The 23,152-nt window shown below is 66.6% G+C and carries 14 protein-coding genes and 1 tRNA gene; 8 read left to right on the top strand and 7 right to left on the bottom strand.

Going from position 1 to position 23,152, the window contains the following annotated elements; genetic code table 11:
- The first annotated feature begins 87 nt into the window (after positions 1 to 87).
- Positions 88 to 1,365 carry an adenylosuccinate synthase gene (locus tag G7Y54_RS08115; RefSeq protein WP_165078819.1) on the top strand — a complete coding sequence of 426 codons (1,278 nt, stop codon included), beginning with the start codon at positions 88 to 90 and terminating at the stop codon, positions 1,363 to 1,365.
- A 32-nt stretch (positions 1,366 to 1,397) separates the two neighbouring features.
- On the top strand, positions 1,398 to 2,345 hold the full coding sequence (locus G7Y54_RS08110) for a DNA polymerase III subunit delta' (RefSeq protein WP_165078818.1): 948 nt from the start codon (positions 1,398 to 1,400) through the stop codon (positions 2,343 to 2,345).
- Positions 2,346 to 2,353: 8 nt separating this feature from the next.
- On the opposite strand, the gene G7Y54_RS08105 is transcribed toward G7Y54_RS08110, so the two are convergent.
- The 5 genes from G7Y54_RS08105 to G7Y54_RS08085 form a co-directional block, all read right to left on the bottom strand.
- A complete protein-coding gene (locus tag G7Y54_RS08105; RefSeq protein ID WP_241159420.1) occupies positions 2,354 to 3,907 on the bottom strand; it encodes a cobyric acid synthase in 1,554 nt (517 codons plus the stop codon).
- Between the two features lie 109 nt (positions 3,908 to 4,016).
- Positions 4,017 to 4,553, bottom strand: coding sequence for a hypothetical protein (locus G7Y54_RS08100; protein ID WP_241159419.1), 537 nt, complete (start codon positions 4,551 to 4,553; stop codon positions 4,017 to 4,019).
- A gap of 150 nt (positions 4,554 to 4,703) precedes the next feature.
- Positions 4,704 to 6,101 carry a sigma 54-interacting transcriptional regulator gene (locus G7Y54_RS08095; RefSeq protein WP_165078817.1) on the bottom strand — a complete coding sequence of 466 codons (1,398 nt, stop codon included), beginning with the start codon at positions 6,099 to 6,101 and terminating at the stop codon, positions 4,704 to 4,706.
- A 477-nt stretch (positions 6,102 to 6,578) separates the two neighbouring features.
- Entirely contained in the window at positions 6,579 to 7,535 is a 957-nt protein-coding gene (locus tag G7Y54_RS08090) for a glycyl-radical enzyme activating protein (RefSeq protein WP_165078816.1), read from the bottom strand.
- A gap of 176 nt (positions 7,536 to 7,711) precedes the next feature.
- Complete coding sequence (locus G7Y54_RS08085; RefSeq protein WP_165078815.1) at positions 7,712 to 10,207, bottom strand: glycyl radical protein; 2,496 nt, start codon at positions 10,205 to 10,207, stop codon at positions 7,712 to 7,714.
- Between the two features lie 622 nt (positions 10,208 to 10,829).
- Between G7Y54_RS08085 and G7Y54_RS08080 the strand changes: the two genes are divergently transcribed.
- The 4 genes from G7Y54_RS08080 (at position 10,830) to G7Y54_RS08065 (ending at position 15,518) form a co-directional block, all read left to right on the top strand.
- Complete coding sequence (locus tag G7Y54_RS08080; RefSeq protein ID WP_165078814.1) at positions 10,830 to 11,840, top strand: TRAP transporter substrate-binding protein; 1,011 nt, start codon at positions 10,830 to 10,832, stop codon at positions 11,838 to 11,840.
- Positions 11,841 to 12,016: 176 nt separating this feature from the next.
- Complete coding sequence (locus G7Y54_RS08075) at positions 12,017 to 13,870, top strand: TRAP transporter large permease subunit (RefSeq protein ID WP_165078813.1); 1,854 nt, start codon at positions 12,017 to 12,019, stop codon at positions 13,868 to 13,870.
- A 51-nt stretch (positions 13,871 to 13,921) separates the two neighbouring features.
- Positions 13,922 to 14,758: an amidohydrolase family protein gene (locus G7Y54_RS08070; RefSeq protein WP_165078812.1), complete on the top strand. Its 837-nt coding sequence runs from the start codon at positions 13,922 to 13,924 to the stop codon at positions 14,756 to 14,758.
- A 22-nt stretch (positions 14,759 to 14,780) separates the two neighbouring features.
- Positions 14,781 to 15,518 carry a sulfite exporter TauE/SafE family protein gene (locus tag G7Y54_RS08065; protein WP_165078811.1) on the top strand — a complete coding sequence of 246 codons (738 nt, stop codon included), beginning with the start codon at positions 14,781 to 14,783 and terminating at the stop codon, positions 15,516 to 15,518.
- Positions 15,519 to 15,590: 72 nt separating this feature from the next.
- Here the strand turns inward: G7Y54_RS08065 and G7Y54_RS08060 are convergent.
- A tRNA-Ala gene (locus tag G7Y54_RS08060) sits at positions 15,591 to 15,666 on the bottom strand.
- Positions 15,667 to 16,044: 378 nt separating this feature from the next.
- Here G7Y54_RS08060 and G7Y54_RS08055 point away from each other — a divergent pair.
- Together G7Y54_RS08055 and G7Y54_RS08050 are read left to right on the top strand one after the other, a co-directional pair.
- Positions 16,045 to 18,372 (top strand): ATP-binding protein, encoded by a 2,328-nt coding sequence (locus G7Y54_RS08055; RefSeq protein WP_165078810.1) that lies wholly within the window; start codon positions 16,045 to 16,047, stop codon positions 18,370 to 18,372.
- Positions 18,369 to 19,691, top strand: a complete 1,323-nt coding sequence (locus G7Y54_RS08050; RefSeq protein ID WP_165078809.1) for an extracellular solute-binding protein — start codon at positions 18,369 to 18,371, stop codon at positions 19,689 to 19,691. Before G7Y54_RS08055 ends, G7Y54_RS08050 begins: the two co-directional genes overlap by 4 nt.
- A gap of 66 nt (positions 19,692 to 19,757) precedes the next feature.
- Here the strand turns inward: G7Y54_RS08050 and G7Y54_RS08045 are convergent, their stop codons facing one another.
- On the bottom strand, positions 19,758 to 22,889 hold the full coding sequence (locus G7Y54_RS08045) for an ATP-binding protein (RefSeq protein ID WP_165078808.1): 3,132 nt from the start codon (positions 22,887 to 22,889) through the stop codon (positions 19,758 to 19,760).
- Positions 22,890 to 23,152: the final 263 nt, after the last annotated feature.

The following is a 23,152-nucleotide window of genomic DNA, read 5'->3' as shown; positions in this document are numbered from 1 at the left end:
CGGCCATCTCTCTAGGGTTAAAATTCCGGCGGCGCGCGGCGCGTTTGGTCGCGGGCGCCTGCCGTCCACCTCAGAGGAGAAGGCATCATGGCCAATACAGTGATCATCGGCGCGCAGTGGGGCGACGAGGGCAAGGGCAAGATCGTGGACATGCTCAGCGCCGAAAGCCAGGTCATCGTGCGCTTCCAGGGCGGCAACAACGCCGGCCACACCATCAAGGTGGACGGCGAGGAGACCATCCTGCACCTCGTGCCCTCGGGCATCCTCCACCCGGGCGCGCTCTGCCTCATCGGCAACGGCGTGGTGCTCGATCCCGGGGTCTTCCTCCATGAGCTCGACGAGCTGGCGGCCCGCGGCGTCGACGTTTCGCCGGCGCGCCTCGGCGTGAGCAAGAAGGCGCACCTCATCCTGCCCTACCACAAGAGCCTCGACAAGGCGCGCGAGGCCAAGCGCGCGGGCCAAAAGATCGGCACCACGGGCCGCGGCATCGGGCCCTGCTACGAGGACAAGGCGGCGCGCGTGGGCCTGCGCGCGGCCGACCTGGCCGACCCCGAGCTCGTGCGCGCCAAGGTGCGCCACGCGCTGCTCGAAAAAAATATCCTCCTGCGGGAGCTCTACAAGTTCGAGCCGCTGGACGCGGAGGCCGTGAGCGACGAGCTGCTGGCGCTGGCCCCCAGGCTGCTGCCCTATGTGCAGGACACGGACGCCCGGCTCCACGCCGCCATGCAGGCCGGCGAAAACGTGCTCTTCGAGGGCGCGCAGGGCATTCACCTCGACATCGACCACGGCACCTATCCCTTCGTGACCTCTTCCAACACCGTGGCCGGCAATGCGGCCGCGGGCAGCGGCGTGGCGCCCTCGGCCCTCGACCGCGTGGTGGGCGTCATCAAGGCCTACACCACGCGCGTGGGCTCCGGCCCCTTCCCCACCGAGCTCCTGGACGATGCCGGGAGCTACCTGCGCACCAATGGCCACGAGTTCGGGGCCACCACGGGCCGGCCGCGGCGCTGCGGCTGGTTCGACGCGGTGGTGGCGCGCGAGAGCGTGCGCCTCAACGGCATCACCGACTTGGCGCTCACCAAGCTGGACGTGCTCCAGAACCTGCCCGTGCTCAAGATCTGCGTGGCCTACGAGCTCAATGGCAAGACCCTCGACTACCTGCCGCAGGAGGAAGGCGCGCTTGCCCGCGTGACGCCCATTTATGAGGAAATGCCCGGCTTTGAGGAAGACATTTCCGGCTGCCGCACCTTCGACGAGCTGCCGGACACGGTGCGCGCCTATGTGGAGCGGCTGGAGGAGCTGGCCGGGGCGCGCGTTTCCATCGTCTCCGTGGGGCCGGGCCGCGAGCAGACCATCCTGCGCTGAGGGGCCGGGCGCCCGCGGGATTTCCGTCTATCATGGCTGACGCGGCTGACAGCCCTTTCGCGGCCATTGCCGGCGAAGACTTCGCCCGGCTGCGCGGCGTGCTCGACCGCCTGGCGCTTGCGCCGCCGCAGACCCTGTTGCTCGAGGGCGGCAGCGAGGCCGGGCGCCTGGGGCTTGCGCGCTACTGGGCCTGCGCCAACAACTGCCCGCAGGCTCTCGCCGCCGCAGGGCGCGGCGAGCCGGCGACGCCCTGCCTCGCCTGCCCGGCCTGCATGCAGGTAGAAGCCGGGGAGCACCTTGACGTGCTCGCCTTTGACGGCCGCATCGGCAACCGCGAGGACGAGGAAAACCCGGGCCCGGTGATGGCCTTCAACATGCGCCGCGCCCGCGAGCTCAAGAGCCGCCTGCGCGACGCGCCCCACGGGCCGGGGCGGCGCGTGGTGCTGCTCATGGGGCTTTCGCCCGCACGCGACGAGGCGGCCAATGCCCTGCTCAAGGCGCTGGAAGAGCCGAGCCCGCATACGGTCTTCGTGCTCCTCGCGCCGCAGCGCGAGCAATTGCTGCCCACCCTCGTCTCCCGCTCCTTCTGCCTCACCCTGCCGTGGCCGGAAACAACGGCGCCCGACGCCGGGCTCGCCGCTTGGGAAGCGGCCCTCACCGACTTTTTGCGCACCGGCCGGGGCTTTCTGGAAAAAGCCGCGGCCCGGGGCGGCCTTGACGCCGCGCAGGCGGCCGGCCTGCTCCTGTCGTGCCAGAAAGCACTTGTCCATGTGCTTGCCGGGGGCGCGCCGGCAGCTTCGGAAGGGCCGCTCGCGGCGGCGCTGGCGCCCTTGCACGACGCGCCCCGCGCGGCCCTTTGCGGCCGCTGGCTCGACGAGGCGCAGGAAATGCTGCGCTACGGCGTGGCCCCGGCCCGCGTCATGGAAGGCCTTGCCAGCCGCCTCTTCGTGCTCTTGCGGTCGGGCGGTAGTCCGGACTAACCCTTCCCTCACAGCCCGAGCAGGGCGTCGATGGCCGCCATGTCGAGGCTCGCGGCCACCACGTCGGCCACGCGGTCGAGCTCGGGCCCCAGGTCCCACACCGCGCCGGCAACGGGCGCCAGGCCCGCCTCCCGGCGCAGGCGGCCGAGCAGGGCATGCCGGAAGCTGTCGCTGTCAAACACGCCGTGCAAATAGGTGCCCCAGATGCGCGCGGTGTTGCCCCCATCCAGCCGGCCCCAGCCGAGCGGCGCCCCCTCCCTGTTCCTCATGATGACCTGCGCGCCCCGGCTTTCGCTCACGCCGTGGTGGATCTCATAGCCGGCCACGGGCAGCGCCTCGCCGGCCACAGTCGGGAGGGCCGTGCCTTCCGCGCGCCTCAAGGTCTTGCCGGGCGCAAGCTCGGTCACCAGCGGCAAGAGGCCCAGCCCGGCCACCGTCCTTTCCCCGTTCTTCCCGGCTTCCAGCCCCAGCGGGTCATGGATACGTTCCCCCAAAAGTTGCAGCCCCCCGCAGATGCCCACCACGGCGCCGCGCCCCGCCTCGAGGCACTTCAGGGCGTGGGCCCTAAGGGCGTCAGCGAGGCCCGAGGCGCGCAAAAAGGCCATGTCCGCCATGCTGTTGCGGCTGCCCGGCAGGATGGCGAGCTGCGGGCGGCCCAGCTCCTCCGGGCGGCGCACCGCGCGCAGGCGCAGGCCCGGCTCGGCGCGCAGGGCGTCGCAATCGGTCACGTTGCTGATATGCGGCAGGTCGATGAGGGCCGCGTCCAGCAGGCCGGGCGCCGCGGGCTCCTGCCCCGTTCCCATGCCCGGGCTCCTGCCCAGCTTGAAGCTGACGGAGTCCTCCTCGGGGAGCCTGAGGCCCGGGATCATGGGGATGACGCCGAAAAAGGGGCGCCGCGTGCGGCGGCTCACGGCCTCCATGGCCGGCGCGAGCAGGCTCGCGTCCCCCCGGAAGCGGTTGAGCGCAAAGCCGGCCACCCGGGCGCGGTCGGCCCGGCCGAGCAGGGCCATGGTGCCGGCAAGGGCAGCGAAGGCGCCCCCCCGGTCGATGTCCGCCACGAGCAGCACCTTCGCCCCGGCATGGGCGGCCATGCGCATGTTCACGATGTCGTGCCTGCGCAGGTTGATCTCCGCCGGGCTGCCCGCGCCCTCCAGCACCATGAGGTCGCGCCCCTCAGAGAGCTCCGCCCAGGCGCGGCGCACCGCGCCCCAGGCCTTGCGCTTGTAGATGATATAATCGCGCACGCGCATCATGCCCACCGGGCGCCCGAGCACGATGACCTGCGAGCCCTGGTCGCTTACGGGCTTGAGCAGGACCGGGTTCATGCGCGCGTCAGGCTCGAGGCCGCAGGCAGCGGCCTGGAGCGCCTGGGCGCGGCCCAGCTCCTCCCCTTTCAGGGTGACGAAGGAATTGAGCGCCATGTTCTGCGCCTTGAACGGCGCGACCTTGAGGCCCCGGCGCGCGAAGAGGCGGCAGAGCGCGGCGGCGATCAGGCTCTTGCCCGCGTCCGAGCAGGTGCCCTGCACCATGAGGGCGGGCACGCGGGGGCGGGCCTCAGGCATGGCGGGGCGGTGGGCAGGGACGCGCCCCGCGCGGAGCGGCCGGCCGGAAGATACAGGGCCGTCCGCTCCGGCAGGGCGCAACAGGCTGGCGGAGTGGGCTCACGCGGGGCTACTTTCTCACGCTCTCGGCGAGCACGTCGAGCATGAGGGCGCCCGGCTGTTTCTTGCAGGCGTCAAGAAAGGCGTCGAGGCTCTCGTTGCTTTCCAGCGCCGAGGCCGGCTGGCCGCTCTTGCCGCGCTGGTAGCCGTCCAGCCAGATGACGAAGCCGCTGCCGTCCTCCTCGTTGGCCGCATAGTCCTTGCAGGAGGTCTTGTCCGCGCGCCAGGGGCCGTCGGTGGCCGCCACCTTCTGCTTGCGGGCCTCCTCCCAGTGGGGCAGCACCTTGTCCGCCGGCGCGGCCTGGCAGGTATCGTAGACCTCGAGCAGCAGCGGCGAAAGCAGGGCCGGGTCGGCCACGGCCGCGCCGGCCCTGGCCGCGGCATAGCCGTCCAGCTGGAGGCCCTCGAAGAGCGGCGGCTCGCCGGAAGTCGTGGCGGCGACGAGTTCCGCGCAGATATAGGTGGCCGGGTCGATCTTCTCCTCGGCCGAAACGGTATTCGCCGCCAGCAGCAGGGCGCAGCAAGAGAGCAGGAGTTTTTTCAGCATGGGATTCTCCGGGGGCAGGGGCCGCGCTCGCCGGCCCCATTGAAAAATGACAGGCACAAAACGACTTTGGGGAAATTAATATGCTGGCGGGAAAAAAGGAAGCAAAATTTCCGGCCGCCCTCGTGCGCGCCCCCGGCGCGCTTCCGGGGCCTATTCCGCCCCGGCGGGGGGCTGCCTGAGCTTGCGGAAGATGGTGGTGCGGCTCACGTTGAACATCTTGGCGACCTTCTGGATGGAGCCGTGCACCTCCACGGCCTTGGTGAGGAAGTCGCGCTCCATGTCGGCCATGATGTCCTTGAGGGGGCGCTCGGTGGTGAAGATGTCCGGGTAAACGGAGGCGATGTTTTCCTTGGCGCCCATGTGGAAGGGCAGGTCGGCCGGAGCGATGAGCGGCCCCGGCAGGGTGATGGCGAGGGTGTGCACCATGTTCTGCAATTCGCGCACATTGCCGGGCCACGGATGGGTGCGCAGCATGTCCAGCGTGATGTCCATGAAGGCCAGCACCTTGTGGTACTTGCTGCAATACATGCGCAAAAAGTGCTGCGCCAGCGGCGCGATGTCGTCCGGCCGCTCCCTGAGGGGCGGGATGCGCACCGAGGCCACGTTGAGGCGGTAGTACAGGTCGCGCCGGAAGGTGCCCTCCTCCACGCACTGGGCGAGGTCGCGGTTGGTGGCCGCGATGACGCGCGCGTCAATCTTGCGCGGGATGGACGAGCCGATGCGCACGATCTCCCCGTCCTGGAGCACCCGCAAAAGCCTGGTCTGCATGGTGAGCGGCAGCTCGCCGATCTCGTCGAGGAAGATGGTGCCGCCGTCGGCTATCTCGAAATAGCCGGCCTTGCCCTTGCTGGAGGCGCCGGTAAAGGCCCCGGGCTGGTAGCCGAAAAGCTCGGACTCGGTGAGCGATTCCGAGATGCCGCCGCAGTCCACCTTGAGGAAGATCTTGTCCTTGCGGTTGCTCAGGTTGTGGAGCATGCGGCCCATGACATCCTTGCCCACGCCCGTCTCGCCGAGCACGAGCACCGTGGCGTCCGTGGCGGCGAAGCAGCGGGCCCTGGTGATGGTCTCGAGCATCTCGGCGCTCTGGAAGACCGGCTCCTCGGCGCTGCCCCCCTGGCTCATGTGCACGAGCTGGTCCTTCATGTGGTCGATGAGCTGGTGCTGCTCGGCCACGCGCTCCTGCAGGTTGGAGAGCAGGGTGATGTCGCGCGCGAAGGTCACGACGAGGCAGACCTCGCCGTTGGCGTCAAAAACCGGGAAGCCCGACAGCACGAGGCGCATGCCGTTTTTCAGGGTCTGCGCATGGGTGGCGGGCTTGCCGGTTTTCACGATCTCCGGGTTGAGCACATGGTCGAAGATGCCCTCCTTCACGAGCAGGCGCACATTCTTGCCTTCCACATGCTCGAGGCGGATGCCGGTCACTTCCTCATAGGTGCGGTTGATGTAGAGCGTCTGGCCGCTGGCGTCGGAAATGAACACGCCGTCGGGCAGCGCATCCAGTATCTGGCGCGCATAATGGCTGATGAGCGGGGGCGTGTTCCTGGCCACAGGCTTCCCTCCCGAAGGAAGCGGCTTCCCGGCGGCGGGAGAACTGATGTAGAGTATTTTACTTTGGCTTTGTTGTATATTTGCGATGCTGGCGAGAGCCTGTGGATGCCCTCCCGCTTTTCCAATGCCGAAATTATCCGTCAAAAACAGCCTTTTCGGTGCTGGCTGCGTCAGAGAAAAATTTTCTTGGTCGAGTACTTAAGTACACTCCCCGCGAAAATTTTTATCTTCCTTGCTTCAGCCGTTGCGACGAAGGAAGCTACGGATGAAGACAGCAGTTAGTTAGCGCGCCAGACAGCCAACGATGCCACTGTCGCTATCCGTAAGGCTCGCAGGCTCGCCAACGGCTAGCGCGCCAGCACCGAAAAATCTTATTTTTTAGGATTCTTCCGGCACCAGCACCCGTCTTCCGCTTCGCTCCAGACGGGAAGTGGAATTTCTGTCAACGATACGGCATCCCCGCGACATCACAAGGCTTCAGTGCGGCACCTGGAGGCGGTCCCCGATGATGCCGCGGGCGGTGTTCTGCAGCGTGGCCATGATCTTCTTGTCCAGCGTCACGTCGCCCATGGGCGGCTCGCGGTGCAGGAACTGGTATTTCTGCGTGCCGAGCCGGTGATAGGGCAGAAGCTCATAGCGGACGCGCTCGAAGGGCCGGATGAACTCGGCGATCTGGGCGATGGCCTCCGCATTGTCGTTGAAGCCCGGGATGATGGGCGTGCGCGCGAGGATGGGAAGCTCCGGGAACTCTTCCACCAGTATGCGGAAATTGGCGAGGATGCGGTCATTGTGCGCGCCGGTGTGCGCCTTGTGCACCTCGCGGTCGAGGTGCTTGAGGTCGAAAAGCGCGAAATTGAGCCAGGGCGCGGCCTCGCGGATATTCTCCTCCGGCACCATGCCGCAGGTCTCCACCGCGGTCTTCATGCGCCGCTTGCGGCCGTTTTTGAGCAGGGCAACGGCAAAGTCCTTCTGCAGGAGGGGCTCGCCGCCCGAGAGCGTCATGCCGCCGCCCGAGCGGGCGTAAAAGGCCATGTCCTGCTCCACGCGGTCGAGCACGTCGCCCACAGTGCGCTTCTGGCCGTAGACGATGAGCCCCTGCGAGGGGCAGGCGCGGGCGCAGGGCATGTCGCACTCGCCGCAGCGGGAGCGGTCGAGCTTCGGCTTGTCGTCGTCGCCCGGGGTGAGCGCGCCGTGGGGGCAGACCTCGACGCAGTGGCCGCACTTGGAAAGGCCGATGCAGCGGCCGGCGTTCCACGCGAGCTCGGGGCGGTGGTGCTGGGATTCGGGATTGCTGCACCAGCGGCAGCGCAGCGCGCAGCCCTTCAAAAAGACCAGGGTGCGGATGCCGGGCCCGTCATGGACGGAATATTTCTGGACGTTGAAGACCATGCCCTCGCGGGCGAGTTCGTCGTCGGTGGGGGTGTCGTCGTACATGCGGTTCCCGGAAAGTTGGGGCGTGTCCCGCCGGCCGGGCCTGATGCAGCCCCCCGCGCGGGAACGCCAGTGGAAGAAGCCTAGCCTGACGAGGCGCAAATGCCAAGCCGCCCGGCACATATGAAAAAAGTGCCTGCCGGCACGGGGCCGGCAGGCACAGGTCGCGTTGCGCTCAGTTAGCAGCTCTCATGTTCCGTGCGGGCGATGAGGTCATTCTGCAAGTCCGGGGAGAGATCCACAAAATAGGCGCTGTAGCCGGCGATGCGGACGATGAGGTTGCGGTACTTGTCCGGGTCGCGCTGGGCGGCCAGGAGCGTGTCGCGGTTGAGCACGTTGAACTGCACGTGCCAGAGCTTGAGGTCACAGAAGGTGCGGATGAAGGAGACGAGCTTCTCCGTGCCCTGCTCGCCCTCGAGGCACTTGGGCGTGAACTTGATGTTCAGCATGCGGGCCGCGCGGTCGCGCATGCCCATGTTCTTGGTGTTGTAGTTGGAGAGCAGGACGGCCGTGGGGCCGTTGACATCCGCGCCGTGCGAGGCGGAGGAGCCGTCCGACAGGGGGAAGCCCTCGGTGCGGCCGTTGGGCGTGGCGGAGACCACCTTGCCGAAGGGCACGTGCGAGGTGAAAGGCACGTAGCGCAGGTCATTGTGCATGCCGAGGTCGCGCATGGAATACTTGTTGCCGTATTCCACGGAGAGGCGGTCGATGTCGCGGCCGATGGCGTCGGCGTATTCGTCGTTGTTGCCGTAGCAGGGCGCGGAGCGCAGGAGCGCCTGCACGTCCTCATAGCCCTCGAAGTTGGCGTCGATGGCCTTGATGAGCTCATCCATGGTGAGCTTCTTTTCTTCAAAGACCAGCTTCTTGACCGCGGCGAGGGAGTCCACCACGGTGCCGAGGCCCATGTACTCGAAGTAGCCGAGGTCGACGCCTTCGGGGATGTGCTCCTGGTGCAGGTCGATGCAGTGTTTCATGCAGAGATCGTGCATGGCGGAGCCCATGGGCTGGGCGAAGTGCTGGGCGCGCAGCTTGTTGATGATGTACTGCTGCGTGAAGGCGGTCTTCAGGAAGAGCATGTGCTGCTGCACATAGGCGTTCCAGAACTCTTCCCAAGTCTTGAACTCGCGCGGGTCGCCGGTTTCCACGCCCAGGAGCTCGTCGCCGTATTTCTTCATGCGGCCGTTGCGCAGCACCATCTCCACGGCGGCGGCGAAGTTGATGTAGGCGCCGCCCGAGGTGTAGGTGTCGCGGTTGGGCATGCGGGCCTCGGTGCAGCCGGAGACGGCGTAGTCCAAGGCCTCCTCGAAGGTGGCGCCCTTGGAGACGTAGAGCGGCACCACTTCCTCGTCATTGATCAGCTTGGGGAAGCCCGTGCCGTCCTTGATGGTCTCGGCCACGTCCCACAGGTAGCGCTCGGGCGCGCGGGAGTGGATGCGGGCCGCGAGATCGGGATAGTGCAGCGGGAACTCGCGCTTGGACTTGAGGATAAGGTAGGTGAGCTCGTTGCTGGCGTCGCGGCCGTCCGGGGTCTGGCCGCCAACGGTCACGGCCTCCCAGTGGGCGTAGCCCTCGTTGAAGGCGCCGCCGGTGGGCGAGATGTACATGTCGATGAATTCGGCCATGCCCACCCACATGCACTCCATGAGCTCGGTGGCCTCGTGGTCGGTGAGCTTGCCGGCCTCCTTGTCCTTCTTGTAGTAAGGATAGAAGTACTGGTCCATGCGGCCGTTGGAGATGGTGGTGCCGGTCTTCTGCTCGAGGCGGGAGAACATCTGGGTGAACCACTGGCTCTGGCAGGCCTCCCAGAAGTCGCGCGCGGGCTCGCCGGGCACATGCTCGGCGTTTTCGGCCATGCGCAGAAGTTCCTTCTTGCGCTGCGGATCCTTCTCCGTCTCGGCCATCTTGCGGGCGAGCTCGGCGTGGCGCTTGGCCCAGTGGACGATGGCGTCGCAGACGATGATCACGGCCTCGAGGAAGGGGCGCTTCTCGCGGTCGTCCTTGGCGCTCAGCGGGTCGAGGGCGGCGAGCTTTTCCTGGGCTTCCTTCTTGATGCCGTTGAAGCCGCGCTTCAGGATCTTCTCGTAGTCGTGCACCCACTGGATGGAGGAGCGGAAGGACGAGGTCTCGTTGACGATGAAGCGCGAGATGAGGCCCTCGGGGTCGTCATAGGTGAGCTTGTGCACCTCGGGCGGGAGCGCCGCGTTGAGCGCCTCGTGGTAGGTCTTGCCCTTCCAGTAGGGGGCGATCTCCTCGATGACCTTCTTGGCGTCCTCGGGGTCGATGGTGGCCGGCGAGGTGGCGCGGGTGGGCAGGTCGCGCACCGCGATGTCGAGGAAGTCGCCGTCGAGCTCGGGATAGAGGATGCCGTAACGGCCGATGGCGCCGGCGCGCCCGAGGAGCAGCTGGTCATCCTGCACATAGACCGTGATGTTCTCGGCGATGTGCTTGAGGGCCTTGGCCCAGCGCAGCACCAGCGGCTGGCCTTCGGTCTCCTTCATGGACTGCGTGAAATAATAGGCGCGCTCGATATCGATGCGCGGCTTCTGCCCCGAGAAGCGGTCGAGCAGGCGGAAAACGCGGGCATGGTCCTTGCGGAAGATATTTTCCTTGCCGGCGATCTCGCGGTCCAGCCGCTGTTCCTGGGGGGACTGGCATGCGCAGGTGGTAACGTCCATCGTTCTCTCTCCCTTGTTTGTGCGTGAGTCGCACACATTTGGTTGCATGCGCCGGCATTTGCATGGCGTGTGCCAAAAAATATCCCTGTGGATTTATTGGCAGAAATATTTTCAGGTTTTTTTTCTCGGCCGCACGCGCTCTTTCCCGGCCGTGCATGGTTCAATTTTGGAACATATTTCGTGCTTCTGAAATTTTAGCGGGATTCAATGTTTCAATATTGGAACGCGACTTTCGCGTCGCCGCCGTGAAGCCGCTCAACCGCCCATGTTCCATTCTTTCACAAAGTGCCCGCAGGAGCGGCATCATGTTGCAATTTTGAATCATGGTTCGCGCCTTCCGCTCCAAAGGCCCTGCCACCCCCGGCGCCAGCCCCCCTGCAATGCCCCGAAAACCGCCGCTTTCCGGGGGGCTCCCCTCGCGGGGCGCGGCACCGGGGCCTTAAAGGAGTGGTATGGATTGTGCTAAGCAAAATTATCACAAACGCGGCCGGCAGCCGCCGGCGGCGGTGCCGCTTTTCCTTGTGTGCGCCCTGTGCCGGGCGCCCTTGCCGGCCCGGGCCATGACTTGGGGCTGCCAGGCCCATCCTGGCAAAGTTCTGCAACCGGAAGAAGGAGTATCGGGATGCGTAAACTCTTCGTCGCAGCGGCCTTCGCGGCCGCCTTCGGCATGGGCCTCGCGGGCTTCGCCACCAATGCCCGCGCCGACAAACCCATCACCCTGCGTATCGGCCACCCCATGGCCCCGGGCAACAACGTCACCGTGGGCTATGAGAAGTTCAAGGACCTCGTGGAGAAAAAAAGCGACGGCAAGATCAAGATCCAGATCTTCGGCAACGCCCAGATCGGCTCCGACCGCGTGACCACCGAAGCCGCCCAGGCCGGCACGCTGGACATGTCCTCCTCGTCCACGCCCAACCTGGCGAGCTTCTCCCCGGCCTACATGGCCATCGACCTCCCCTATGTGACCGACCCCAAGAACCAGGAAAAGCTCTACAAGGCGCTGGACGAGGGCGAGCTCGGCAAGGCCCTGCGCCAGGTGGCCAACGACATCGGCCTTGAGACCATCATGTTCAGCGAATACGGCTACCGCAACTTCACCTCGGCCAAGCAGCCGCTGAAGGACATCAAGGACCTCCAGAACATGAAGATCCGCACCACGGATTCCCCCGTGGAAGTGGCCGTGGCCACCGAGCTCGGCATGAACCCCGCGCCCGTGGCCTGGGGCGAGACCTACACCGCGCTCCAGCAGGGCACCGTTGACGGCGAGGGCAACACCTTCTCCCTGCTCAACGACGCCAAGCACTCCGAAGTGCTGAAGCACGCCATGGATTCCCAGCACAACTATTCCATGCACATCCTGCTCATGAACAAGAAGAAGTGGGACAGCCTCACCCCCGAGCAGCAGAAGATCATCCGCGAGGCCGCGCAGGAAGCCACGGAATGGCAGCGCAAGGAATCCGTCGCCCTGGAAGAGAAGGCCTGGCAGGCCTTCCGCGACAAGGGCATCGACATCACCATCCTCACCCCCGAGCAGCGCGCCGAGCTGAAGGCCAAGACCATGCCCGTGCGCGAGAAGTTCGCCAAGGAGATCCCGCAGAACATCCAGAAGCTCATCGAAGAGACCCAGAAGTAACTGCTGCGTGAAAGGCCGGGGCGGGCGACCGCCCCGGCCTCGCGCATGCGGGGCATTTTTCTGGCCGGGATGTTCCGCCGCCCGCGCGGGCGGACGGCGCCGCCGGGGCCGGGGCGCATTTTTGTGCGCCGCCGGGCCCGGGCCTGTTTTCAATCTGGTCAAACCGGGGGGAGCACATGGAAAGCGCGCCCAAGCACAAGGTGCTGGACTGGCTGAACGAGAATTTCGAGTCCGTGTTTCTCGTCATCGGCCTTCTCAGCATCATCCTGTTCATCACCTGGCAGGTCATCTACCGCTATGTGATCACCCAGTTCATCGAGCGCGCCGGCGCGGCCGTGTGGACGGAAGAACTCTCCCGCTACATCTTCATCTGGATCTCCTACCTCGCGGTGAGCGTGGCCATCCGCAAGCGCTCGTCCATCCGCGTGGACATCCTGTATGACAAATTGCCCAAGCGCTGGCAGGACATCAGCTGGATCGTGGTGGAGACGCTCTTTTTCTGCCTCACCGCGGTCATCGCCTGGTACGGCTGGGGCCAGATCGAGCGGCTGTTGCGCTTTCCGCAGCTCACCACGGCCCTGCGCATCCCCTTCCTCATCCCCTATCTCATCCTGCCGCTGGGCTTCGGCCTCATGTGCTTCCGCCTCATCCAGCGCCTCTGGGCGCAGGTGCAGGTGTGCGGCCTGAAAGATTCCTGTATCGGCTTCGCCCTCGTGGTCATCATCTGCGCGCCGTGCTTCATTTTTGAATATATCCCGCCGCTGACCGCGCTTTTCGGCTATTTCGTGGTGCTCTGCGCCATCGGCGTGCCCATCGCCATCTGCCTCGGCCTCTCCACGCTCGCCACCATCATCAGCGCGGACACGCTGCCCATCGAGTACATGGCGCAGATTTCCTTCACCTCCATCGACAATTTCCCCATCATGGCCATCCCGTTCTTCATCGCCGCCGGCGTGTTCATGGGCGCGGGCGGCCTCTCGCACCGGCTGCTCAAGCTGGCCGACGAGATCGTGGGCGGCCTGTACGGCGGCATGGGCTTGACGGCCATCGTGACCTGCATGTTCTTCGGCGCCATCAGCGGCTCCGGCCCGGCCACGGTGGCGGCCATCGGCGCGCTCACCATCCCGGCCATGGTGGAGCGGGGCTATGACAAGTATTTCTCCTGCGCGCTCGTGGCGGCGGCCGGCTGCGTGGGCGTCATGATCCCGCCGTCCAACCCCTTCGTGGTCTACGGCGTGGCGGCGCAGGTCTCCATCGGCGACCTCTTCATGGGCGGCATCGTGCCCGGCGTCCTCACCGGCCTCGTGCTCATGGCTTATTGCTACTATTACTCCCGCGCGCGCAACTGGCGCGGCCAGGAAAAGAAGCGCGACGCCGCCACCTTCGGCCGCGCCTTCTGGGAGGCCAAGTGGGCCCTCATGGTGCCGGTCATCGTGCTCGGCGGCATCTACGGCGGCATCATGACGCCCACCGAGGCCGCGGCGGTCTCCGCCTTTTACGGCCTCATCGTGGGCCTCTTCCTCTACCGCGAGATGTCCTTCAAGGGCATGTGCGTGGCCTGCGTGGAGGCCTGCGAAACCTCGTCGGTCATCATCCTGCTCATGGCCATGGCCACCCTTTTCGGCAACATCATGACCCTCGAGGACGTGCCCGGCACCATCGCCCGCACCATCCTGAGCGTGACCAACAGCAAGATCCTCGTGCTCCTGCTCATCAACATCCTCTTGCTCATCGTGGGCACCTTTATGGAGGCGCTGGCCGCCATCGTCATCCTGGCGCCCATACTGCTGCCCGTGGTGACCAATGTGGGCGTTTCGCCGCTGCACTTCGGCATCATCATGGTGGTCAACCTCGCCATCGGCTTCATCACGCCGCCGGTGGGCGTCAACCTCTTCGTCGCGAGCGGCGTGGCCAAGGCCAAGCTTCAGGGCATCGCGCGGCTGGCGCTGCCCATGATCGGGCTCATGCTGCTTGTGCTGCTCGTCTGCACCTATATCCCCGAGATCCCGCTCTGCCTCGTCAGGAAGTAAGGCCCGGGTGAAGGGATTGCACAACCTCAAGCTCCAGAAGGAACGCGCAAGATGAAGGTCATCGACTTCCGCTTCCGGCCCAATACCCCGGAGATCATCGACGGCATCAGGAACAGCTCCATGTTCAAGGCCTCCTGCAAGGCCATCGGCTTTGACGCCCGCAAGCCCGAGCCCCTGCCCGACATCGTGGCCGGCCTCGACAAGCTCGGGGTGGAGCTCGGGGTCATCACCGGCCGGGACTGCGAGACCACCTACGGCTTCCCCTCCAACAACCCGAGCGTGCTGGAGTTCTGCCAGGCCTATCCCAAAAAATTCGTGGGTTTCTGGGGCATCGACCCGCACAAGAAAATGGCCGCCGTGGAAGAGACCGAGCACGCCGTCAAGGTGCTGGGCATGAAGGGCATCGCCATCGACCCCTACCTCGCCCACATCAAGCCTTCGGAGGCGCGCTTCTATCCGCTGTACAGCAAGTGCTGCGAGCTCGGCTGTGCGGTGTTCATCACCATGGCGCCGCCGCCGCAGGTGCCGGGCGCCATCATGGAATACGCCGACCCGAGGGACGTGGACAAGGTGGCGCGGGACTTCCCCGGGCTCACCATCGTCATGAGCCACGGCGGCTATCCCTTCGTCAACGAGGCCGTCTACACCTGCCTGCGCAACGCCAATGTCTACATGGATATTTCCGAATACGAGCGCGCGCCCATGGTGAATGTCTATGTGGAGGCCATGAACAATCTCATCCCGGACAAGGTGGTGTTCGCGAGCGCCCATCCTTTCGTGGAGCTCAAGGACGCGCTCAAGGCCTACGAGGCCTTCCCGCTCAAGCCGGAAGTGCGCGAAAAGGTGATGTACGGGAACGCCCGCAGGATCCTGCGCCTGGCCGACTGAGGCGGCGGTGGCGGGGCCGGCCATGCTGTCCTGGCTGTATTTTTGCGTCACCTGGCTTCTCGCGGGGGTGGTCACCGGGCTGACCTCGTTCGGCGGCAACCTCTTCGCCGTGCCGCTCATCACCCTGGCCATGCCCCCGCGCGAGGCCATCCTGTTCGGGACGCTCTCCGGCTCCGCCATCTTTCTGGGGATGGCCGTGGTCTACCTGCGCCACATCCTCTGGCGCGAGACGGCCATCCTCACCGTTTCGGCGCTGGGCGGCATCCCGCTCGGCGTGTGGTTCCTCGCCAATGCCGGCGCCCGGGCGCTCCTGCTCGCCGCGGCCGCCGCGCTTTCCCTCTTCCTGCTCTGGCAGTTCGCCGCCGGCCTGCTGCACAGGCGCGAGCGGCCGCTCCCCCTGTGGTGCGCGGCGCCCTTCGGGCTGCTCTCGGGCACCATGATGAGCGCGGTGAGCTTCGGCGGGCCGCCGCTGGTGCTCTACGCCTTCCTGCGCCACTGGCAGAAGACCGAGACCCTGGGCACGGTCAATGCCGTGAGCATCGCCATCATGGCCTTCGTCATCCCCTGGCTCGCGCACAAGGGGCTCTTCGCGGGCGAGCTCCCCCTGCTCGGCCTTGCGGGGAGCCTCGCCGCCTTTGTGGGCATCGCCGTGAGCGTGCCTCTGGCCCGGCGCCTTGCGACCGGCTTTTTCCGCCGGCTGCTTCTGGGCATGCTCGTCCTCTCCGCCATTATGCTCTTCTGGCGCGGCTTTGCGGCGTGAAGCCGGACGCATATTTCGGGGCAACAGGAAAAGGGGACGCAAGCGCGGGCTTGCGTCCCCTTTTGAAATTCCTGGTGGAGAAGAAGGGATTTGAACCCTCGACCCCCGCCTTGCGAAGGCGATGCTCTCCCAGCTGAGCTACTTCCCCACAGGTGGAGTTGATTTGTATTCCGGGGCGCGCATCTTGTCAAGGCTTGCGGTGGGGCGTTCCCCCACGGGCATGCGGGGGCCCGCGCTTCGGTGCCCGTGATTGCCATCCCCGCCGCTGTGGTGTAAGCTGTGGGTTAGTTTACAATTTGTGGCCTTGCGAGGCTGTGCTGCCCGGGCTTTTGCGCGTGCGGCGGCGTCGCCTCGTGCCCGGCATTGCCGCGTTTTTTCGCGCGTGAGCCCGACGGTCCCCCGCTCTTCCGCAGGGCGGCCGCCCGGGCCTCTTCCTGTTGCCCGTGCCCTGCCCCGGCCGCTACGGGGCGCGACGCGCAGCGCGCATGCCCATCCCGAACCATGGAATTTGAGCGGAGAAAATTCCATGACCAGGCGCGACAAGGTTTTTTATACCAAGCTCCTCCTGCTCTTTCTCGGCATCGTCTCGCTGCTGAGCTTTTTCTATACCCTCAAGCTGCGCGAGGTCATCGAGCGCAACATCCTCTTCAACGTCACCGAAGTGGCCCAGCACGACAAGCGCGCGCTCAGGGCCAGCATCGAGCTCTTCCTCGACGAGCTCTCCGGCGTGGAAAAGCGCCTCGCCGTGCAGGGCGCCGCCTCCATCCGCGACCTGGAGGCCCAGCTCAACCTCGAGGGCGCCACCACGGCCTTCACCCGCCTTTTCATGCTGGCCGAGGACGGGCGCATCTTCACCGACAGGTTCCTCATCTACGACCGCGCGAAGGAGGGCACGGGCGCCCGCTTCGACTTCCTCCAGCTCCTCGAGGGCAGCGACCGGCGCGAGCTGGTGCTGCGCTTTGACGACAATGACGAGCTCGCGGGCATCGCGCGCGAGTCCATCCTCTACGCCATCAGGCTCGAGGATTTCAGCGTGGACGGCCTGCGCATGACCGCCCTCATGGGCTGCACGGACATCACCTTCCTCCAGCAGCACCTGATCATCGACGGCTTTGTGAAGAACGGCAAGTCCTTCGGTTTCAGCTCCGTCATCGACCTGAACGGCAATTACATCGTCGGCCGCACGCGCGATATCTACCTGCGCAACGACACCAATTTCTTCACCGAGCTCGCCGCCGGTCAGGGCAGCCTCAGCAAGCGCGACATCGTGGCGAGGATGGCCCGGCGCGAGGAATTCAGCCTCTATCTTGAAGACGGCGAGGGCAGGAAGCTCGTCTATTTCGTGCCCTTCGGCGGCAAGGAGGGCCCGAAGCTCGACTGGTACTTCATCATGGTGGTGGACAACGGCATGCTCGTGGAGCGGCAGGCCACCTTCACCCTCATGGGCCTTTCCCTGCTCGGCCTCGTGGTGCTGGCGCTGACCCTGCTTCTGCTCTACGGCATCGCAAGCCGCAAGAAGCTGCACCAGGCGCACGAATCCGTGCGCGTGCGCAGCGAGTTCCTCTCCAGCATGAGCCATGAGATCCGCACGCCGCTCAACGGCATCATCGGCCTCAACCACCTCATCGCCGCCCATGTGGAGAACCCGGGGCGGCTCTCCCAGGTGCGCGACTGGCTCAACAAGTCGCGCAGCCTGGCGGACTATCTCATCTCCCTGCTCAACGACGTGCTCGACATGTCGAAGCTCCAGGCCGGCAAGGTGGAGATCGCGCACAACCGCTACTCCATCACGGCCATGATCGCGGATGTCGTCTTCATGCAGGCCGCCCACGCCGAAAAGCGCGGCCTGCGCCTCACGCTGGAGGAGGCCGTGCCCGACCCCTGGGTCATGGGCGACGAGACGCGCGTGAAGCAGGTGCTCGTCAACATCATCGGCAATGCCGTCAAGTTCACGCCCGGCGGGGGCTCGGTGACGGTCTCCGTGCGGCAGGAGCGCGTCGCCCGCCGCCACGTGCGCACCTTCTACCGCTGCCGCGACACGGGGCGCGGCATGAGCAAGGCCTTCCTGCAAAAGCTCTTCGACCCCTTCACGCAGGACCCGCGCGCCCAGAAGGACGCGGCCCTCAAGGGCTCGGGCCTCGGCATGCCCATCGCCAAGGAGCTCGTGCTCGCCATGGGCGGCAGCATCGAGGTGGACAGCGAGGAAGGCGCGGGCAGCACCTTCACCGTCACCATCCCCTCCGAGATAGCGGCGAGGCCCGCTCTCCGGGAGGAGGAGCCGGCAGCCGCCCCGCGGCCGGCCGCGAAAGCCGGCAGGGACGCGGCGAAGCCCGGGGCTCCCAGGGCGCAGGCGCCAGTGGCAGCCGCCGACGCGGCCCCGGCGACGCCAAGCACGGCGAGCCCGCAGGCCCCGGCCACGCCGGCCGCGCCCGAGCCGCCGCGCAAGGGCCGCATCCTCCTCGCCGAGGATGCGGAATTCAACGCCGAATTTCTCATGGAAGTGCTGGCCGACGCCGGCTTTTCCGTGGTGCACGCCAAGAACGGCGAGGAGGCGGTGGAGATCTTCCGCGCGTCCGCCGAGGACGAGTTCGCGGTCATCCTCATGGACATGCAGATGCCGGTCATGGACGGCTGCGAGGCCACCGCCGCCATCCGCGCCCTCAAGAGGCCGGACGCGGAGACCGTGACCATCTACGCCTGCACGGCCAACAGCTTCAAGGAGGACATGGACAAGGCCATGGCCAGCGGCATGGACGACTTTCTCACCAAGCCCATCGACATCAAGGTCTTTTTGCAGAAGATGGCGGCCATCAACTGCGCGCCCGCGGGCCCGGCGGCGAAGGGGCGCCCGTGAGCCGCCGCCCCGCGCACGCCCTTGCCGCCGCCATGCTGCTGGTGGGCCTGCTGGCCGGCTGCGGCTCCGAGCCCTCCGCGCCCGAGCCACTGGTCATCATGACGCCCGCGCAGACCATGAACACGGTGAGCAATCCGCATATCCGGGACACCACCTCCTTCCTGAAGCAGGCGTCCGCGGCCTTTGCGAAGCAGCGCGCCGGGGGGCCCGTGCAGCCGGAGGTCAAGACCTTCAACCATGTGGACGAGATGCAGGCCGTCACCGGCAGCCTCGGCACGGCCCAGGCGCCGGACATCGTCTTCGGCGCGTTTTTCAATCTCATCGGCTACATAGACATGGGCCGCGCCGTGCCGCTGGATGATGTGCTCGACCCGGCCCTCAGGGCCGATCTCGACCCCAAGGCGCTGGACACCGGGAGCCGCGAAGGCCGCGCCTATCTTTTGCCCTTCCTGGGCACGCAGAACGTGCTCATCTACAACAAGGAGCTCTTCCGGCGCTGCGGCCTCGGCGACTATATCGGCAAGGGCCGCGAGATCCAGGACTGGAGCCTCCCCCAGTGGCGGCAGATCCTCGACACCCTCGCCGCAAAACTTCCGCACGGCATCTACCCGCTGGCCCTCTTCGCCAAGAACAACGACGGCGACACGCACATCCTCACCTATTTGCGCGCCTTCGGGGGCACCATCTTCGACAGCGAGGGCAATTTCGACTTTCAGGCGCCCGAGACGGTGAAGGCCCTGGCCTGGCTGCAGGAGGGAGTGCGCCGCGGCTGGTTCCCGCCGCATCCCGAGAACCTGGAGATGAAGGATTGCGCCGCGCTCTTCGCCAACGGGCAGCTCGCCATCTTCATGTTCAGCAACGTCAACCCGGCGCTCGCCCCGCATCTGGACGACTACGGCTTCGTGAACTATCCGGGCACGGTGGCCACGGCCTTCTACATCGGCTTCGCCGTGTTCGACAACGGCGACCCGGCCCGGGTCAAGGCGGCCAAGGATTTCCTGGCCTATCTCTACAGCCATGACGAATGGCGCGACCTCTCGGCCGGCAATATCCCGGCAAGCCGCCGCAGCCTCGCCCGCTACCGCGACCGCATCGCCCTGATCGACCAATTCGAGCGCAATGCCGTGAACGTGGTCAACTTCACCAACAAGAGCCCCAACTGGCAGGGCCGGCGCGACTCGTTCCGCAGCGTGTTCTGGCCCAACATCAACAGGTTGCTGGCGCTCAGGATCACGCCGGAACAGTGCGCCGCCGCCCTCGACCGCGCTTGCAACGCCGCGCTGGAACGGGGCCGCAAGGAGCAGAGGCTGCATCCATAAGAACTGCGATCCACTGCATGCAGGGTTGCGGGGTGCCGGCTGACAGGGCGCGACCGCCCACTCCTGTCACTCCTGCCCGAGCAGGCGCGCCAGCGTCCCGAACAGGACGTTGAAGTCGATGGGCTTGGCGATGTGGCCGTTCATGCCGCGGCGCAGGGCCTCCTGCTTGTCCTCCTCGAAGGAATTGGCCGTCATGGCGATGATGGGCACGGAAGCGAGGCGCGGGTCCTCCAGGGCGCGGATGGCCTGGGTGGCGCCGTAGCCGTCCAGCACGGGCATCTGCACGTCCATGAGCACCACGTCATACGTTCCCGCCGGGGCGCCCGCCAGCATCTCCACGGCCTCGCGGCCGTTGGCGGCCACGTCCACCGTATAGCCGGCGTCCGTCAGGAACTCCACGGCGATCTCCTGGTTCATGGCATTGTCTTCGGCGAGCAAAAGCCGCCCGGGCCGTGGCGCGCGCGGCACCGCATGGCCCCCGTCCCCGGCGTGGGCCGCCCGCGCCGCCTCGAGCAGGGCGCGCACATCCCCCCAGAACACGGGCTTGCCGAGCCACGCGTCCACGCCTTCTTCCGGCGTGTCGGGCATGTCCGGGTGCACCCCGGCCCAGTTGTCGCGCATGAGCGCCGTGAAGGGGCGCCCTTCGCCGCCGGACGCGGCGATGCGCCGGGCGATCTTTGCCGCGCCGCCCGGAAAATGGCTGCTCACAAGGCACAGGTCGTAGCCGCCGGGGCTTGCCAAAAGATCCAGCGCCTCGGCCTCGGTCGTGGCGAGATGCGCCTCCACGCCGCGGTCAGGCAGCATGCGCAGGAAGCGCGCGCCGTCCGCGGGGTCGGGCTCGGCCACGAGCACGCGCGCCGTGGCGCCGCCGGGGAGGCCGTGCTCCGCCGCATCCTCCGGCAGGCGGAAGCTGACGCGGAACACGAATTCCGTGCCCACGCCAAGGGCGCTCGTGACCTCGATGTCCCCGCCCATCATGTCCACGAGGTTTTTCGTTATCGCCATGCCGAGGCCCGTGCCCTCGGTGCCGGCCACGGTGGAGGTCTGCGCGCGCTCGAAGGGCTCGAAGATGCGCGCGAGAAAGTCCTCGCTCATGCCGATGCCGTTGTCGCGGATGCGGAACTCATAGGCCGCGCGCCCCGGTTCCGCGCAGGCCGTCTCGCGCACGAGCATGCCGATGGCGCCGCCGCGCCCCGTATACTTGACCGAATTGCTGAGCAGGTTGAGCAAAATCTGGTTCAGGCGCAATTTGTCGCAGAGCACGCGCTCGTCGCGCAGGCCCTCCACCTCGAGGGTGAGGCTCTGCTCCCTGGCGCTGGCCGTGGGCTGGACGATGTTCCAGATCTCGCGCAGGATGACGGGCAGCTCCTGCGGCTTTTCCTCCAGCTCGATCTTGCCGCTCTCGATATAACTCATGTCGAGGATGTCGTTGATCAGGCTGATGAGGTGGTTGCCCGAGGCGAGGATCTTCTGCAGATAGCCCTCCACCTGGCCGCGCCGCCCGAGATGGGTGAGCGCGAGCGAGGTATAGCCCACCACGGCATTCATGGGCGTGCGGATGTCATGCGACATGTTGGAGAGGAAGAGGCTCTTGGCGCGGCTCGCCTTCTTGGCCTGCTTCAGGGCCTCGGCGAGCTGGCTTTTCTGCTCCATTTCGCGGCGGGTGCGCGCGTCCACGCTCTGCAGGCCCACCACCACGCCGAAGTCCTCACCGGGCGCGCCCACGCGCACGGCCTTGAGCTGGAAATAGAGGATGTCGCCGCCGTTCTGCGCCCGGTAATTGTGATAGACCGTCTCCCGCTCGGCCAGGGCCGCGCGCAGCGCAGCGGGCGAGCAGCCTTGGCGCAGGGCCTCGCGGTCGTCCGGGTGAACGCAGGTGCGCACATAGGTCTCCACCTTTTCCATGAAGGGCGCGTCGCCGGCGAAGATCTCGCCGAGGCGCCTGTCCGGGGCGCCGGCGAGCTGGAGCACGCGGCCGTCGTCCGACCCCGCGTCGAGCACGCACACGAGCTGGTAATCCGCGCTCAGCGCGCGCACGAGGCGCCGCTGGCGGCGTTCCTTCTCGTGCTGCTCGCGCTCCTCTGCCAGTTTTTGCGCCGTGCAGTCCAAAAGGAAGCGCTGGCAGACGAGCTCGCCATCCTTCTCCACAAGGCGGGCGCTCCCCATGATATGCACGGTGCGGCCGTCGCGATGCAGGACGCGGTATTCATAGTTGGTGCTGTCGCCCGCGTTTTTGAGCTGGCCGATGGCCGCGCGCAGCTTGTCCTTGTCCTCCTCGGCCACGGTGCTCGCCACCATCTGGAAGCCGTGCGATTGCAGGTCCTCGCGCGAGCCGAAGTCCAGCAGCTCGAGGGCCGCGCGGTTGATGCTGATGACGCGGCCGCCGTCCAGCGAGTGGCAGAGGATGCCGCAATCCATGCTCGTGAACAGGGCCTCCAGGGCGGCGTTGTCCTGCAGGATGCGCTCACGGTAGCGGCGCTCGCGGGTCACGTCCACGGCGATGCCCATGGTGCCCATGACCGAGCCATCCACATTGTGAAGCGGCGACTTGTAGACCGTGAGCAGCCGCTCGCCCGCGCCCGTGTGGATGGCCTCCTCGGAGACGTGGATGCCGCCCTCTGCCATGACGATGCGCTCGGACTCGACGCAGGCCGGGTCGTCGCGCTCCACGTCCCACACGGCGGCATGCCCCCGGCCCTCTATCTGCGCCTTCGTCTTGCCCGCGGCGCGGCAAAAGCTGGTGTTGACGCGCTCGTGCAGGCCGTCCCTGGTCTTGAACCAGATCATGTGCGGGCTCGTCTCGAGCACGGCATCGAGGAACTCCCGCGCCTGCCAGAGATCCTTGCCCTCCCTGAAGCGCTCCTGCCAGCGGCCGAAGCGGAAGCGCAGCTCGGCCTCGTCCATGGGCAGGCGCCAGATGTCCGCGGCGCGCCGAAGTACGTCCTGCGGCACGTCGAGACCGCAGGGGGCCAGCACGACGAGCCCGGCCGACGGGTGTTCCCGGCCAAGGGCGAGCGCGGCCTCCCAGTCGGGCGCCGTGCCTTCCCCGGCGGCGCTCGCGATGATGACATCGGCCCCGGCGACCGGCTCAAGGAAAACTTCGTGCGAAAAACCGGGCAGCGGCGCAAGGGCCTCGGCCACGCGGACGACAGGCTCCGGGCAGCCCGCAAGACAGATCCTGATGGTGCAGCTATACATGGAGGCGCTTCCCCGGCTCCGTGCCCCTGGGCCTTGCCCGTGCGGCCAATGCGGGCCTACGCCTCGCGGCTGTCGGGCGCTCCCGGCGCGAGCCTTGAAAAAGGCGCGATACAACGCGGCAGGTGCGGAAAATCGTACCCTTGGCTATACGGCGATTTGCCCGCTTTTACAAGCCCGGCGCGCTTCGGGCGCGAAAAAACCGCCCCCTCCCCTGCGCTGGTGGGGAGAGGGCGGCCGGGGCCCGAGGGAGGTGTGGGCCCGAT

Origin of the sequence: Desulfovibrio sp. ZJ746, assembly GCF_011039155.1 — a bacterium.
Lineage (GTDB): Bacteria > Desulfobacterota > Desulfovibrionia > Desulfovibrionales > Desulfovibrionaceae > Desulfovibrio.
This window is presented reverse-complemented; position numbering and strand designations above follow the sequence as displayed.